The organism is Miltoncostaea marina (assembly GCF_018141525.1).
In the GTDB taxonomy this organism is placed as follows: domain Bacteria; phylum Actinomycetota; class Thermoleophilia; order Miltoncostaeales; family Miltoncostaeaceae; genus Miltoncostaea; species Miltoncostaea marina.
In genome coordinates this window covers 2,960,895-2,975,388 of the sequence record NZ_CP064655.1, presented here as the reverse complement: position 1 = coordinate 2,975,388, position 14,494 = coordinate 2,960,895, and the positions used below count along the sequence as shown (strand labels likewise).

The following is a 14,494-nucleotide window of genomic DNA, read 5'->3' as shown; positions in this document are numbered from 1 at the left end:
GCGGCTCACCTCCCGCGCAGCAGGGCCTTCGCGATCCTCCCGACGACCACCTGGTCCCGTCCACGACCTCCGCGTTCTGGAAGTCGACCGCGATGCTCGCGGACGAGGACGCCTTCGCACGGTGAAGCCTCCCGCTCGGCCAGGAAGTCGATCACCGCCCCCGTCGCGGACCGCCGGGCGGGGTCCGGGTCCCAGTCGATGCCCATCATGATCCAGTGGGTGCGGTCCTCCGCCCACGGGGTCGTGATGCCGGCGCCCGTGTGGACGGTGAAGCGGACGGTGCCGGCGAGCGAGTGCTCGATCGCCGAGCCCGACACCTCGCCGTCGCCCTGCACCGAGTGCGGGTCGCCGGCGACGAGCCGGCCGCCCGGCTGGAAGACCGGCAGGTAGAGCGTGCTGCCCTCGGTCAGATCGTTGACGTCGAGGTTGCCGCCGAAGGGCCCGGGCGGGCCGGAGCCCCTGCACGCCGCTCGCGCGCGGCGGCGCGCCCTCGGTCGAGCCGACGAACATCCTGTCGGCGGGCGCGACGGCCATCACGCCCATGAACGGCTGCAGCCGGATCCGGATGCCGTGACCGAAGAACGCCACCTCCCGGCCGCGCGAGGTGCCGGTGCGGTCGAGGTGCTGGGTCGCGTCGGGGATCGGCCCACCCGGCGCGCCGGCGGGGACCGGCGGGATGTCGAGCCCGTGGTCCCCCGGGCGCCAGCCCGGGGAACCCTCGCCGAAGTCGCCGCTCGTCGCGGCCGTCCCGTTGACCCCGTACGGCACGCGGGTGTCGAGGTCCAGCACGTCGATCTGCAGCATGTCGCCCGGCTCGGCGCCCTCGACGTCGACCGGCCCGGTCGTGATGTGCGGCCCGTAGCGCGGCCGGCCGGGCAGCGACTCCCAGAACCGCCGCAGGTCGGGGAGGATCTCCTTCGGCGTCACGCCGAGGGCGCCGAGGTGCTCCTCCGGGGGATGTCGGGGTTCGTGGCCGCGCGCTGCGAGATCGTGTCGATGCGGATCGTCTCGCCGAGCGGACCGTCGCCCGCGCCGGCAGGCCGATGGGGAACCCGCCCAGCACGGTGGCGGCCGGGGTCGAGCGCAGGTGGTGGTCCCAGCCGCCCCGCTCGGCCGTCGCGGGGCCGGCGGCGGCGACGGCCTGTCCGGCGCCGCCCGCGACCGCGAGCGTCGTGGTGCGCGCGGCGGCCCAGGCGAGCGCCGCGCGCCGCCGGCGCCGCCGGCGCGGTGTCGGGTGATCCTCCACGGAGGCCTCTCATCCGGATGCCGGATGGGCGCACGCTCTGAGCGCCGCCGCCGCGCCCGCTTGGGCCGCGCGACGAGCATCGGGGCCGCCGCGTTCCGACATGGCGGCGGCCCGGATGCCCGGCGCGGGAGGCGACCGCTACGCCGGGCGCTCGGCGAGCAGCGCCTCGATCTGGCCCAGCGCCCCGCGGATGCCCTCCTCCACCCCCATCTCGATGACCTTCCGCATGGCCTCCTCGGACTCCCAGATGCTCGTGATCGTCATCCGGCTGCCGCCGCCGGCCTCGTCGATGGCCACGACCATCGTGGAGCGCGGCATGTCCGCGGCCTCGCCGCCGTCCTCGTCCGCGAAGAAGTCCTCCACCTCGAGGCGGCTCGGCGGGTCGGCGCGCAGCACACGCCAGCCGCCGTGGTAGCGCTCGCCCTCCGGCGAGGTCATGAAGTAGCTCACCCGCCCGCCGGCCGACAGGTCGTGGTCGGTGACGGTGGCGGGGTAGCCGGGCGGGCCCCACCAGCGCTCGAGCTGGCGCGGATCGGCCCACAGCCGCCACACGCGGGCGACGGGCGCGGGGTACTCGGCGACGATGGTCATCGAGCGGGTGGCGACGTCCTTGCGCACGTCGAGCACGGTCATGTCGGGTCTCCTTCCGGCAGGTCGGCGAGGGCGGCGCCGAACCGGCCGAGCCGGTCGCGCCACATCGCCTCGAGGCGGTCGAGGATGCCCCGGGCCGACGACAGGGTCGCGACGTCCGTGGTCACGAGCTGCTCGCGCCCACGCCGCCTCTTGTGGACGAGGCCGGCCGACTCGAGCACCGCGACGTGCTTCTGGATCGCGGTCACGCTCATGGGATAGGCGCGGGCCAGGGCCGAGACCGACAGGTCGCCGGCGGCGGCCCGCACCACGATGTCGCGCCGCGTCGCGTCGGCGAGCGCGTGGAAGAGCTCGTCGATCTGCGGCTCGGTGAGATCACTTACAACCATTTGGTTGCAGGTTACGGGCGGTGCGAGCGCGGCGCAAGTACGGGCTGGACGGCGCCGCTGCGCCCGCCGTACGCTCGGCCGGGAGCGGGGCGACGACCGCGCGCACGCCGGCGCGATCGTCCGCGAGCCGGGGCCCCCCGCAGACGCCCTTCCCGCCTCCGCCGACCGGTCACGACGGGAGGGTGGGCATGCTGGGAGACAAGAACGTCGCCGCCGCGCTCGCGGTGAGCGACATGCAGCGGGCGCGGGCGTTCTACGAGGGCACGCTGGGGCTGACGGCGACGCACGAGGACGAGGGATCGGTGCTCTACGGCAGCGGCGCCTCGGCCGTGCTGGTCTATCCGTCGCAGTACGCCGGGACGAACCAGGCCACCGCCGCCACCTGGGCGCTCGGCGACGACTTCGACGCGATCGTCGAGGGCCTGCGCGGGAAGGGGGTCACCTACGAGCGCTACGACCTGCCCGGCGTGTCGCGCGAGGGCGACGTCCACCTGCTCGGCGACATGCGGGGCGTCTGGCTGAAGGACCCCGACGGCAACATCCTCAGCCTCATCGACGCGCAGCTGTAGCCGCCGACCGCCGGTCGCGATCCCCGCCCCGGGCGGTCCCGCCGATTGCGGGACCGCCCGGTCTCGGTGGTCGAGACGGGCGTGACGACGCGCCGACGGCGGCGCCGGCCCCGGGCGCGACGGGGTACGCCGCGTGCGGTGACCGGTGGCAAGAGCATCCGCGGGCGGGGCCCGGTGCGGCGCACGCGCCCCGCGGCCGCCTGACGTGGCGGGCCACCGGCACGGGCGCATCGAGGACTACGGCCTCATCGGCGACCTGCACACGGCGGCGCTCGTGGGCCGCGACGGCTCGATCGACTGGCTGTGCCTGCCGCGGTTCGACTCGGGCGCCTGCTTCGCCGCGCTGCTCGGCGACGGGCGCCACGGGTACTGGCGGATCGCGCCGGCCGGCGCGCTCGCGGGCGCCGCCCGCCGCTACCGCGACGGCACCCTCGTGCTCGAGAGCGAGCTGCGGACGGCCGACGGCGCCGTGCGCGTGGTCGACTTCATGCCGCACCACGCCGAGGACCATCCCCACCCGCGCGTCGTGCGCGTGGTCGAGGGCCTCAGCGGCCGCGTGCCGATGCGGACCGAGCTGGTGGTCCGGTGGGACTACGGGGCGCTGGCGCCCTGGGTCAGCTCGCACGACGACGGCGTGCACATCGTGGGCGGCCCGGACGGCCTGCGGCTGGCGGCCGACGTGCCCCTGCGGGCGGCGGACGGCGCGCCGGGCGGCGCGCTGGCGGCCGGGTTCGAGGTCGGCGCGGGGGAGCGGGTGGGCTTCAGCCTGGACTGGTACCCCTCCCACGAGGCGCCGCCGCCGCCGGAGGACCCGCTCGCCGCGCTGGGGGCCACGGAGCGCTGGTGGCGCGCCTGGTCGGGCCGGTGCCGGTACCGCGACGAGTGGGCGGGCGAGGTGGTGCGCTCGCTCATCACGCTGAAGGCGCTCACCTACGCGCCGACCGGCGGCATCGTCGCCGCCCCGACGACCTCGCTGCCCGAGTGGCCCGGCGGGGTGCGCAACTGGGACTACCGCTACTGCTGGCTGCGCGACGCCACCTTCGCGCTCTACTCGCTGCTGCTCGCCGGATACCGCGAGGAGGCGTCCGCCTGGCGCGACTGGCTGCTGCGCGCCGTGGCCGGCGACCCGCGCGGGCTGCAGATCATGTACGGGCTCGACGGGCGGCGGCGGCTGACCGAGCTGGAGCTGGGCTGGCTGCCCGGCCACGCCGGCTCGCGGCCCGTGCGCGAGGGCAACGCCGCGGTGGGCCAGCTGCAGCTCGACGTCTACGGGGAGGTGATGGACACCCTCCACCAGGCGCGCCGGATGGGCATCCCGCCCGAGCCGGCCGCCTGGGACCTCCAGCGCGCGCTCCTCGACGTGCTCGAGTCGGCCTGGGCCCGGCCCGACGAGGGCCTCTGGGAGGTGCGGGGGCCGCGCCGCCACTTCGTGCACTCCAAGGTGATGGCCTGGGTCGCGCTCGACCGCGCGATCCGTGCCGTGGAGCGGTTCGGCCTGGACGGGCCGTTGACCCGCTGGCGGCGCACGCGCGCCGAGATCCATCGCGAGGTGCTCGCCCGCGGCTACGACGCGGACGCGGGGACCTTCGTCCAGCACTACGGGACGCGGGCGGTCGACGCCAGCCTGCTGCTGATCCCCCAGGTCGGCTTCCTGCCCCCGGACGACCCGCGCGTCGTCGGCACCGTGCAGGCGGTGCGGCGCCGGCTCTGCCGGGACGGCCTGGTGATGCGCTACGCCGTCGACGAGGCGCCCGGGCTGGACGGCCTCCCGGGGCGCGAGGGCGCCTTCCTCGCCTGCTCGTTCTGGCTCGTCGACGCTCTCGCCCTGACCGGCCGCGGCGGGGAGGCGCGGCGGCTGTTCGAGCGGATCCTGTCGCTCCGCAACGACCTCGGCCTGCTCGCGGAGGAGTACGACGTGGCCGGCGGGCGGATGCTCGGCAACTTCCCCCAGGCCTTCTCGCACGTCGCGCTGGTCAACAGCGCGCGCAACCTGTCCCGCGCCGGCGGTCCCATGGACGAGCGCCGCGAGTCGGCCGCGAGCGGTGGGACCCAGGCGGGATGACCCCGCGGGCGGCGTGCTCGGCAGCGGCGCCCGGGGCGGCCTCCCTGACCGGCCCCTGAACCGTTCGCCCTCGCCGGCCGGCGCGGCCCGTGCGGGTGATATATCGGATCACGAGACGACGGCGTCACCGGGGGTGCGGGGTGGGCCCTCGGGCCGGCATCGGGATGGGGGGCGGCGCCGCCGGCGCCTCACGCCCGGCCGCGGGCGCGCCGGCCGGCGTCCGCCGCGTCGATCGGGCGCAGCCCGAACCGCATCACCATCTGGCGGATCAGGATGACGACCGCGACGCCGGCGAGCGCCTGCCACGAGCCGCGCGAGGTGAGCCGGATCAGGCCCGCGCCGATCCAGAAGTCGAGCCCCAGGGCGAGGCTCGCGTGCAGCCCGGAGCCGCGCGCGAGGGCCGCGCCGCACGCCAGCAGGCCCATGGCCACCACGACGAGCGCGACCGCCGGGCTCACGGCACGCCGGCCGCGCCGCGGGCGCCCTCGGCGAGCTCGTCGCGCTCCTGCCGGATCTCCAGGCGCAGGAACCAGTTGAGCGCGGTGCGGATCGCGGCGATGGCCGCCAGCTGGCCGATCTGCTGGAAGCTCGGGGCGATCGCGGTGCGGAGGATGTCGCCGGCGAGCTGGAACTCGAGACCCAGCGCGAGGAAGCGTCCGAGGTCGAGTCGCACGGGGGTGAAGCGCGCGGGTCCGGAGTCCCGCCGGGCGAGCACGATGCCGACCCGAACGAACGCGATCGACGCCCCGACGGCGATGACGGCCGCGCCGCCGAGCTCGACCAGCCGCACCGCGACATCGACGATGTCGCGGAGGGTCTCCTCGCTCAGCACGTCCTCCACCCGGCGCTCCTCCCACCGACCGCGTCCCGACCGCGCCGGTATCTCCGCCGCCGGCCGCGCGCAAACCGGGCGCGCGCGCCGCGCGGTCCGCCGGAACCGCCCGCGCGGCGCGCCCCCGGGTCAGCCGCGCGTCGCGGCCGCCCGTCCGGGCGCGGCCGGGCGCGCCCGCCTCACGGGTGCGACATGAGCCCTCGCCGAGGGGCTTCCCGGTCGCCGCCCGCGCCCGTCCCGGGCGCCCGGTCGCCGCCCGCTGCGGGGGCTCCACGAGGCGCGCCGTCGCGGGCGGATCGTAGAGCCGACGCCCGGATTCGAACCGGGGACCCCTTCATTACGAGTGAAGTGCTCTGCCAGCTGAGCTACGTCGGCCCGGGGGCCCGTGCGGGCCCACGACCACAGAGCCTAGCGCCGACGACGGCCCTTCGCAGGCCGCCGGTCGGCGGGTGGCCGTCGCCCTTGACCCGGGGGCGGAAGCGGTCGATGTTGCCGGTACAGGACGTGAGCGGGGCCGAAGGATCCAGCGCCCGGCTTGCACGTCCGGACCGTGGGACTCGGAAAGGCGAACGGGGTGAACCGGCGAGGTCAGCGGGTCGGCCAGGTTCCCACCGCCACTGCGCGGGCCGTCGGGCCGGGGATCGTGGCGAGGACGCCGGATGGCGCCAGGTGGCCGGGCGGCGATCGTCGCCGGACGGACATCCCGCGCGCACCGATCTCCCAACGCGCGTCGCGTGGCGGCGCATCGATGCGGGTACAACCCGATGTGGCGACCGACGTGGTGGCGCCGTGGCGGCGCCCGTCGCCGCGGGGAGGTGAGCGCCTCTGGAACGGCTGAACGAGGACGAGCCCGCGCCCTGACCATGGACGGGGCGGATCGAGGCCCGTCAGCACGGACATGAACCGATCGGGGGGCCGGGTGCGCGAGATCGCGCCCCGGCCCTTCGTCATGCGAGGGCCAATCCTGGCCCCGGGCCGGTCGCTAGTAGCCGAGCCGGCCCGGGCGCACCAGCCGGCCGTGGGCGCCGTGGCGGGCCTCGTCGATGCGCACGAGGAGCGCCTCGGCGGCGAGCTCGACGCTGGGGTTGAGCTCCAGGTCGGCGCGCGCGGCCTGGAACTCCTCGATGGCCCGCTCGAGGAACTCGCGCCGCTCGGGCACCGCCACGGGCCGCAGGTCGTCAGCGCGGTCGGCGTGGCGCACGGCGCGCTCGGCGCCGACGGCGATGGCCAGGGCGTCGGCGGCGGTGGCGGCCGCCGCGTCGAGCACGACGGTCCAGCCGTCGGTGACCATGCGGCGACGCTCCCGCTTCTCCTGGTCGTCGGCGCGCTTGGTGGCCGTGCGCTCGCCGCGCTTGCCGGCGAGCGCCTCGGCCTCGGCGCGCAGGCGCACCAGCTCCTCGGAGGGGTTGCCGTCGGCGGCGGCCTCCATGCGGGCCTGCACGTCGCGCACCAGCCGGCCCGGGCCGCCCGCGGCCTCGCCGCCCGCGAGGGCCGCCACCGCGAGGTCGACGCCGATGGCGTGCATCCGCGACTCGAAGGGGCCGAGCCGGTCCATCGCGGCGCGCCAGCCGACGCTGCGGAACGGCACCGGCAGGCACCGCGAGCGGATGGTGTCGAGCAGGTCGGCGGGGTGGTCGGTGACGAGGATGATGTTCGAGCGCGCGGGCGGCTCCTCGAGCGTCTTCAGCAGGCGCGACTCCTGCTCGCGCAGCCGCTCGATGTCGAAGATCACGAGCACCCGCCGCCGCATGACGCTCGGGCGGGCCGCGACCTGGGCGAGGGCGTCCTCCAGGTCGCGCAGCAGGATCTGCTGCCCCGAGGCCTCGACGACCGTCAGGTCGAGCGCCTTCGTCGTGCGCGGGTGGCGCCCCTCGGGGTCCATGATCGCCCACGCGGCCTCGACGGCGGCGCGGCGCTTGCCGGTGCCCGGGGGGCCGAAGAGCAGCATCTGCTGGGGCGGGTCGGCCCGCCCGACGGCCGCGCGCAGGATGCGCTGGGCGAGCGGCTGGCGGTCGATCTCGATCACAGCAGCGGCGCGAGCGCGTCCATCACCCGGGCGTGCACCTCGGCGGCGGTGCCGTGGCCGGGGACGAGGCGCACCCGCTCGGGGAAGCGGGCCGCCAGCGCGTGGTAGCCCTCGGCCACCGCGGCGAGGAAGCCGTCGCCCTCCGACTCGATGCGGTCGGGCGGGGCGGTGCGGCGGCCGGCGGCGAGCACGACCGGCGTGTCGATGACCAGCGACAGGTCGGGCAGGCAGCCGTCGAGCGCCACTCGGTTGGCGTCGAGCACCGCGTCGATGCCCGCGCCGCGGGCGGCGCCCTGGTAGGCGAGCGAGGAGTCGAGGAAGCGGTCCGAGACGACCCAGGCGCCGTCGGCGAGCGCCGGCCGGATCGCCCGCTGCACCAGCTCGGCGCGCGCGGCGGCGAACAGCAGGATCTCGGCCGGCAGGCTCAGCTCGCCGGGCGCCCCCTCCAGCAGGAGCGCGCGGACGCGCTCGCCCACGGGGGTGCCGCCCGGCTCGCGGGTGCGCCGCACGCGCAGCCCGCGCGCGCGGAGCGCCTCGCCCAGCATCTCGGCCTGGGTGCTCTTGCCGCTGCCGTCGATGCCCTCGAGCGCGATGAAGCGCGGGGTCACCAGGGGTGGGCCTCGACCGCGGCCAGCACCACGCCGCCCGCCAGCGCCAGGACGATGCCCCAGCCGGCCCAGCGCACCCAGCGGCCGGGCGTCAGGACGGTCCGCCGGACCTCCGACTGCTGGGCCAGGCGGGCGTAGACGCCCGGGCGGGTCGCCTCCTCGTCCTCGGGCAGGCTCAACTGGTCGCCCGTCGGTTGTCCCCCCATGGGCGGTGGGTCATCCTCCGCACCGCCTGGGGTGGCTCCACCATCGACCGAAAGGTAGCAGCGTGACGACTGCACTCATCACCGGCGGCGCCGGGTTCATCGGGTCGAACCTCGCCGACGCGCTGCTGCTGGAGGGCCGCGAGGTGCACGTGGTCGACGACCTCTCGAACGGACAGCGCATCCGGGTGCCGGACGCGGCGGCCTTCCACGAGATCGACATCCGCGACGCCACCGCCCTGGCCGCGGCGGTGGCGGAGGCGCGCCCGGCCACGATCTTCCACCTCGCCGCCCAGGCCGACGTGCGCAAGGCCCTGGAGGACCCGGGCCACGACGCCGCGGTCAACGTGATCGGCACGATCAACGTGCTGGAGGCCGCCCGCGCGGCCGGGGCGCGGGTGGTGTTCGCCTCCACCGGCGGCGCCGGCTACGGCGAGTACGAGGAGCTGCCGATCCCCACGCCGGAGACCTGCGAGACCCGCCCGATGTCCCACTACGGGATGAGCAAGATGGCGGGCGAGGGCTACTGCCACCTCTACGGGCGCCTCTACGGCGTGCCGGTCACCGTGCTGCGGCTGGGCAACGTGTACGGCCCGCGCCAGGACCCCCACGGCGAGGCCGGCGTGGTCGCGATCTTCTGCGGGCGCATCCTCGACGGGCAGCGCCCGCGCATCTTCGGCGACGGCCTGCAGACCCGCGACTACGTCTACGTGGGCGACGTCGTGCGCGCCTTCCTCGCCGCCGAGGCGGGGGAGCCCGGCGAGACGGTCAACGTGGGCTGCGGCGCCGAGGTGAGCGTGCTCGATCTGCTGGAGGGGCTTGGCTACGACGGCGAGCCGGAGTTCGCCCCGCCCCGCCAGGGTGAGCTGCAGCGCAGCGCGCTCGACCCCGCGAAGGCCGGCCGCCTCTACGGCTGGAGCGCGCGGACCTCGTTGCGCGACGGCCTCGCCGCCACCCGCGAGTCGGTCATCGCCGCGCGGCGGTCGCCGGGCTCCCGTCCCCCCGGGGCCTTCGCGACGACGTGAGCCGCGGCGGCCGCACCGGCCGCCCCTCGAGCACCGCGGCGGGGCCCTCGTCGACCATCCAGCGCAGCGTCTGGGGGTTCACGTCGATGCCGTCGGCGGCCGCCTGCAGGCCGGGCTCGAGCTCGGGGCCCCGCCAGGGGCCCGCGGAGTGGGCGTCGGAGGCCAGGAGGTGCGCGACCCCGCCGGCCAGCAGCACCAGCGCCGTGCGGCGGGCGGCCGGCCCGTGCTCGCCGAGGAACGAGCCCGCGGTGAGCTGCACCAGGGCGCCGCGGCCGACGACGTCGCGCATGCGGTCGGGCGCGCGCTGGATGGCCTCGGCGCGCTCGGGGTGGGCGATGATCGCCCCGTAGCCGCGCATCTCGAGGTCGCGCAGGATCTGCGGCAGCGCGAGCGGCCACCCGCGGAACGGCATCTCCAGCAGCACCCACCTGCCGCCGTCGCCGAGCGCCGACAGGGCGAGCTGCTCGTTGCTCATCCCGGCGAGGTGCTCGAGGTCGATCTCGCCGCCGCCGGCGATGCGCAGGCCGACCCCGGCGTCGTCGAGCGCCGTGCGCAGCCGCGCGACCCCCTCGTGCACCGCGTGCGGGTCGGTGGGGTGGCGGGCGCTCATGTGCGGCGTGCAGACCATCTGGCGCGTGCCCGCGTCCCACGCGGCGCGCGCCATCGCGACCGCCTCGGCCATGGAGGCCGGTCCGTCGTCCAGGCCCGGGAGCAGGTGCGAGTGGAGGTCGATCACGTCCCCTCGCAGGGTAGCGCCGGGGTCCGATGGCTCGTCCCCCGGAGGGCTGACGTCGCGCCCATCGGGCGCTATGGTGTTCGCCGGACCCGGGGGATTAGCTCAGTTGGGAGAGCGCCTGGATCGCACCCAGGAGGTCAGCGGTTCGAATCCGCTATCCTCCACTCGGCTCACGAACGCCCCGCACAGGGGCGTTTTTCATGTCCGGGTGGGCGCCGTCGGCACCGGCGCCCGGCCGCCCGCCAGGGCGGCCCCCGCCGGGCGCACGGGCGCGTCGCCCGTCGCCGCCGGCCCCGGGATCTCGCGTACCGAGACGGCCGGGGACGCCCCGTGCGGTCGCCCGCGGCCCGCCCCCGAGGGGCCGCGCGCCCACGATCTGCAGGCGTTCTGCGTATACGCGTAGGATGCGCGTCCAGCCGCCGCCTGGTCCGTCGTTCGTTGACGGACCATGAGGCCTACGGTAGAAAACCGCACCCTCGTCACCGTCCCGGGATCCCATAACTGTGTCGACCAGCTCCCCCCCCGCCCCGAACGGGGCTGAAGCCACGCGCGCGCCGCTCACGATCGGCGTGCCCGCCGAGACGCTCGACGGCGAACGGCGAGTAGCGCTGACCCCGGCGGTCGTGCCCCAGCTCCAGAAGCTGGGCGCCGCGGTCGTCGTCGAGTCGGGCGCGGGCGCCGCCGCCGGCTACCCCGACGCCGCCTACGAGGAGAAGGGCGCCACCATCGGCACGCGCGACGACGCCCTCTCGGCGAACGTCGTCGCGTACGTGCGGGTGCTCGCCAACGACCCGGCGAGCCCGGACCTGGCCAAGCTCCACGCCGGCCAGGTCGTCGTGGGCATGGCGGCGCCGTTCGCGCAGCCCCGGGTGGCCGCGGCGCTCGCCGACAAGGGCGTGACGCTGCACTCCCTCGAGCTGCTGCCGCGCACCACGCGGGCGCAGGCGATGGACGTGCTGAGCTCCCAGGCCAACATCGCGGGCTTCAAGTCCGTGCTGATGGCCGGCGTCGCGCTGCCGAAGGTCTTCCCGCTGATGACCACGGCGGCCGGCACGATGGCGCCGGCGAGGGTGTTCGTCGTCGGCGCCGGCGTCGCCGGCCTGTCGGCCATCGCCACCGCGCGCCGCCTGGGCGCGGTCGTCGAGGCCTACGACGTGCGCGCGGCGGCCAAGGAGGAGGTCAAGAGCCTCGGCGCCAAGTTCGTCGAGTTCGACCTCGACACCGGCCAGGAGGGCACCGGCTCGGGGGCCTACGCGAAGGCCCTCACCGACGAGCAGCTCGCGAAGCAGCGCGAGCTGATGACCGCGGTCGTCGCCAAGTCCGACGTCGTCATCACGACGGCGCAGGTGCAGGGCGCGAAGGCCCCGGTGCTGATCACCGACGACATGGTGCGCGCGATGGCGCCCGGCTCGGTGGTCGTGGACCTCGCCGCCGAGCAGGGCGGCAACGTCGAGCCCAGCCGGCCCGGCGAGACCGTGGACGTGGACGGCGTGAAGGTGATCGGGCCGGTCAACGTCCCGTCCGAGGCGCCGTTCCACGCCAGCCAGCTCTACGGGAAGAACGTCGCGAACTTCCTGGCGCTGATCGTCGCCGACGGCGCCGTCGCGCCGCCGGGCGACGACGACATCGTCAACCAGACCACGGTCTGCCGGGACGGCCGCATCGTCAACGAGCGGGTCCAGTCGGCCCTCGGCGCCGAGGAGGGTGTCACCTCGTGAGCAGCACCGACATCATCATCACCAACCTCTTCATCTTCTCGCTCGCGGCGTTCGTGGGCTTCGAGGTGATCCGCCGCATCCCGAAGCTGCTCCACACGCCGCTGATGGCGCTCACCAACGCGCTGTCCGCGATCGCCCTGGTGATCTCGATCGTGATCCTGGGCCAGGGGCACTCGACGTACGCGCAGGTGCTCGGCTTCATCGCCGTGGTCGCGTCGTCGATCAACGTGGTCGGCGGGTTCATCATCACGGACCGCATGCTCAAGATGTTCAAGCCGCGTGAGCGCAAGCCGGTCGCGACCGAGGACGGAGCCGCCTGATGGACCGCATGAACTGGATCCAGCTCGCGTACCTCGTCGCCGCCCTGGGCTTCGCCTTCTCGCTGAAGTGGATGTCCCAGGCCTCGACGGCCCGCCGCGGCGTGCTCGCCGGCGAGATCGGCTTCGGCATCGCGATCGTCGCGACCCTCTTCTGGCCGGACATCGACGGCGAGGGCTACCTGCTCATCGCCGTCGCCCTGCTGATCGGGTCGGCCATCGGCGTGCCGCTCGGCCTGCTCGTGCCGATGACCGCCATGCCGCAGCGGATCGCGCTCTCGCACGCGTTCGGCGGTCTCGCCGCCGGCCTCATCGGCGTGGCGCACTTCTACCTCGAGCGCAGCCACTACTCGAAGTTCGACCTGCTGGTGATCGGCATCGAGATCACGCTCGGGATGCTGGTCTTCACCGGCTCGCTGATGGCGGCGGGCAAGCTGCAGGAGTGGCTGCCGCAGCGGCCGATCGTCTACCCCGGCCAGAACGCGGTGAACTTCGCCGTGCTCGGCGCGGCGCTGGCGCTCGTGATCTACACGATGGCCGACCCGGACGTGAACTGGACGATCCCGGTCGTCGTCGGCCTCGGCCTGGCCTTCGGGATCTTCCTGATCATCCCGATCGGCGGCGCCGACATGCCGACCGTCATCGCCCTCCTCAACTCCTACGCCGGCCTGTCGGCGGCGGCCCTGGGCTTCGTGCTCGACTCGAAGCTGCTCATCGTGGCCGGCGCCCTCGACGGCGCGTCGGGCCTGATCCTGTCGATCATCATGTGCCGCGCCATGAACCGCTCGTTCACGAACGTGCTGTTCGGGGCGTTCGGGGCGACCGACGCCACCGCCGGCGGCGACGGGGCCGAGCAGGGCACGTACCGCACCGCGATGGTCGACGAGGCGGCCGACCTCATGAAGATCGCCGGCTCGGTCGTGATCGTGCCCGGCTACGGCATGGCGGTGGCCCAGGCGCAGCACAAGGTGCGCGAGCTGGCCGACGCGCTCGAGAAGCAAGGGGTGGACGTGAAGTTCGCGATCCACCCGGTCGCGGGGCGCATGCCCGGCCACATGAACGTGCTGCTGGCCGAGGCCAACGTGCCCTACGACCAGCTGCTCGACATGGACGAGATCAACTCGGACTTCGCCCAGACCGACGTGGTCCTGGTGCTCGGCGCCAACGACGTCGTCAACCCGGCGGCCCGTCACGACACGTCGAGCCCGATCTACGGCATGCCGATCCTCAACGTCGACCAGGCCCAGACCATCTTCGTGGTCAAGCGCTCCATGCGCGCGGGCTTCGCCGGCATCGAGAACGAGCTGTTCTTCAACGAGAAGACCTCCATGGTGTTCGGCGACGCCAAGTCCGTGGTCACGGAGCTGACCAACGAGGTCGCCGGCCAGCGGGACGCCATCTCGCTGTAGCCCCGTGGCGGGACGGCGCCCCGGCGGGGCGCCGTCCCGCGCCGCCCGCCCGCGTCATGGCGACGTTCGGGGCGTGTGAGGAATCCGTGAGGGGCCTCCCGGATCGCGACGGCGGTGCCGATACTCCCGGCGCCCGTTCCCCCGCACCGAGGATCCCGCCGATGCGCAAGACCCTGATCGTGAGCACGTCGCTCGCCCTCATCGTGGCCCCGGCCGCGCTGGCCGCGCCGGGCGACGCCCCGTCCCCCGCCGCGCCGGCCACGGCCACGGCGCCCGCGACGGCCAAGGCCAAGGCCAAGGCCAAGGCGAAGGCACCGCGGCCGGTCGCCCACCTGCTCCAGGCCTGCGTCGTCCGCGACGCGACGGCCGGCGGCGTCGACCTGGCCGTGCTGGGCGGCAACCGCCACATGCGGCGGGCCCTCGACGGCGAGCGCGCGCTGAGCGCCGGCCTCGCCGACACGACCCGCGTGCGGCTGGTCGGCAAGGCGCGCCACGGGGCGACGGGCGCGACGCCCAAGCGCGCCCCCCGGGCCGGCACCTGGGACGCGCTCGACGCCGGCGACCGCGTGATCGTGACCTTCCGCGCCCCCCGGGGCACGACGGCCGACGCGCTGCCCGCCGCGAAGCTGGTCATCGACCGCGGCCCGACGAAGCGCTGCGGCGAGCTCGCGGCGGCCGCGGCGGCGCCCGCGCAGGACGCGCCGGCGCCGGCGCCCGCGCCCGGGGCAGCGGCGGCCTGAGCCGGGGGTGGACGGCCCCCGCA

Annotated in this window: 15 protein-coding genes, 2 tRNA genes and 1 pseudogene; 8 read left to right on the top strand and 10 right to left on the bottom strand. The window is 75.4% G+C overall.

Annotation, left to right across the window (positions count from 1 at the left end; genetic code table 11):
* Window positions 1-5 precede the first annotated feature (5 nt).
* From ITJ85_RS17295 to ITJ85_RS15100, 3 genes and pseudogenes are all read right to left on the bottom strand, one after another.
* A pseudogene (locus tag ITJ85_RS17295) lies at window positions 6-476 on the bottom strand (acetamidase/formamidase family protein); the annotation flags it as partial.
* 908 nt (window positions 477-1,384) lie between these two features.
* Window positions 1,385-1,879, bottom strand: coding sequence for an SRPBCC family protein (locus ITJ85_RS15105; protein WP_217913930.1), 495 nt, complete (start codon window positions 1,877-1,879; stop codon window positions 1,385-1,387).
* Window positions 1,876-2,226, bottom strand: a complete 351-nt coding sequence (locus ITJ85_RS15100) for an ArsR/SmtB family transcription factor (protein WP_217913929.1) — start codon at window positions 2,224-2,226, stop codon at window positions 1,876-1,878. The genes ITJ85_RS15105 and ITJ85_RS15100 overlap by 4 nt, the downstream gene beginning before the upstream one ends.
* A 188-nt stretch (window positions 2,227-2,414) precedes the next feature.
* Here ITJ85_RS15100 and ITJ85_RS15095 point away from each other — a divergent pair, with 188 nt between their 5' ends.
* Together ITJ85_RS15095 and ITJ85_RS15090 are read left to right on the top strand one after the other, a co-directional pair.
* Window positions 2,415-2,795 carry a VOC family protein gene (locus ITJ85_RS15095; RefSeq protein ID WP_217913928.1) on the top strand — a complete coding sequence of 127 codons (381 nt, stop codon included), beginning with the start codon at window positions 2,415-2,417 and terminating at the stop codon, window positions 2,793-2,795.
* A 205-nt stretch (window positions 2,796-3,000) separates the two neighbouring features.
* Window positions 3,001-4,857 carry a glycoside hydrolase family 15 protein gene (locus tag ITJ85_RS15090; RefSeq protein ID WP_217913927.1) on the top strand — a complete coding sequence of 619 codons (1,857 nt, stop codon included), beginning with the start codon at window positions 3,001-3,003 and terminating at the stop codon, window positions 4,855-4,857.
* Window positions 4,858-5,045: 188 nt separating this feature from the next.
* On the opposite strand, the gene ITJ85_RS15085 is transcribed toward ITJ85_RS15090, so the two are convergent.
* The 6 genes from ITJ85_RS15085 to ITJ85_RS15060 all read right to left on the bottom strand — a co-directional run bounded on the left by ITJ85_RS15085 (window position 5,046) and on the right by ITJ85_RS15060 (window position 8,529).
* Window positions 5,046-5,315 carry a DUF1622 domain-containing protein gene (locus ITJ85_RS15085; RefSeq protein ID WP_217913926.1) on the bottom strand — a complete coding sequence of 90 codons (270 nt, stop codon included), beginning with the start codon at window positions 5,313-5,315 and terminating at the stop codon, window positions 5,046-5,048.
* Complete coding sequence (locus tag ITJ85_RS15080) at window positions 5,312-5,698, bottom strand: DUF1622 domain-containing protein (RefSeq protein WP_217913925.1); 387 nt, start codon at window positions 5,696-5,698, stop codon at window positions 5,312-5,314. The genes ITJ85_RS15085 and ITJ85_RS15080 overlap by 4 nt, the downstream gene beginning before the upstream one ends.
* Before the next feature lie 293 nt (window positions 5,699-5,991).
* Window positions 5,992-6,064 (bottom strand) — tRNA-Thr (locus ITJ85_RS15075).
* Window positions 6,065-6,671: 607 nt separating this feature from the next.
* Entirely contained in the window at window positions 6,672-7,715 is a 1,044-nt protein-coding gene (locus ITJ85_RS15070; protein ID WP_217913924.1) for an AAA family ATPase, read from the bottom strand.
* Window positions 7,712-8,326: a dTMP kinase gene (gene tmk / locus ITJ85_RS15065; protein WP_425517124.1), complete on the bottom strand. Its 615-nt coding sequence runs from the start codon at window positions 8,324-8,326 to the stop codon at window positions 7,712-7,714. Before tmk ends, ITJ85_RS15070 begins: the two co-directional genes overlap by 4 nt.
* Complete coding sequence (locus ITJ85_RS15060; RefSeq protein ID WP_217913922.1) at window positions 8,320-8,529, bottom strand: hypothetical protein; 210 nt, start codon at window positions 8,527-8,529, stop codon at window positions 8,320-8,322. The genes tmk and ITJ85_RS15060 overlap by 7 nt, the downstream gene beginning before the upstream one ends.
* A gap of 62 nt (window positions 8,530-8,591) precedes the next feature.
* Between ITJ85_RS15060 and ITJ85_RS15055 the strand changes: the two genes are divergently transcribed.
* Window positions 8,592-9,551, top strand: coding sequence for an NAD-dependent epimerase/dehydratase family protein (locus ITJ85_RS15055; protein ID WP_217913921.1), 960 nt, complete (start codon window positions 8,592-8,594; stop codon window positions 9,549-9,551).
* On the opposite strand, the gene ITJ85_RS15050 is transcribed toward ITJ85_RS15055, so the two are convergent.
* The gene (locus ITJ85_RS15050) at window positions 9,493-10,287 is read right to left on the bottom strand and encodes a tyrosine-protein phosphatase (RefSeq protein ID WP_217913920.1); all 795 of its coding nucleotides are present in this window, start codon (window positions 10,285-10,287) and stop codon (window positions 9,493-9,495) included. The genes ITJ85_RS15055 and ITJ85_RS15050 overlap by 59 nt on opposite strands.
* A gap of 91 nt (window positions 10,288-10,378) precedes the next feature.
* Here ITJ85_RS15050 and ITJ85_RS15045 point away from each other — a divergent pair.
* The 5 genes from ITJ85_RS15045 to ITJ85_RS15025 all read left to right on the top strand — a co-directional run bounded on the left by ITJ85_RS15045 (window position 10,379) and on the right by ITJ85_RS15025 (window position 14,471).
* Window positions 10,379-10,451 (top strand) — tRNA-Ala (locus ITJ85_RS15045).
* Between the two features lie 405 nt (window positions 10,452-10,856).
* On the top strand, window positions 10,857-12,005 hold the full coding sequence (locus ITJ85_RS15040; RefSeq protein WP_217913919.1) for an NAD(P) transhydrogenase subunit alpha: 1,149 nt from the start codon (window positions 10,857-10,859) through the stop codon (window positions 12,003-12,005).
* The gene (locus ITJ85_RS15035; RefSeq protein WP_217913918.1) at window positions 12,002-12,325 is read left to right on the top strand and encodes an NAD(P) transhydrogenase subunit alpha part 2; all 324 of its coding nucleotides are present in this window, start codon (window positions 12,002-12,004) and stop codon (window positions 12,323-12,325) included. The genes ITJ85_RS15040 and ITJ85_RS15035 overlap by 4 nt, the downstream gene beginning before the upstream one ends.
* Complete coding sequence (locus ITJ85_RS15030; RefSeq protein WP_217913917.1) at window positions 12,325-13,731, top strand: NAD(P)(+) transhydrogenase (Re/Si-specific) subunit beta; 1,407 nt, start codon at window positions 12,325-12,327, stop codon at window positions 13,729-13,731. The genes ITJ85_RS15035 and ITJ85_RS15030 overlap by 1 nt, the downstream gene beginning before the upstream one ends.
* A gap of 161 nt (window positions 13,732-13,892) precedes the next feature.
* Entirely contained in the window at window positions 13,893-14,471 is a 579-nt protein-coding gene (locus ITJ85_RS15025; protein WP_217913916.1) for a hypothetical protein, read from the top strand.
* Window positions 14,472-14,494: the final 23 nt, after the last annotated feature.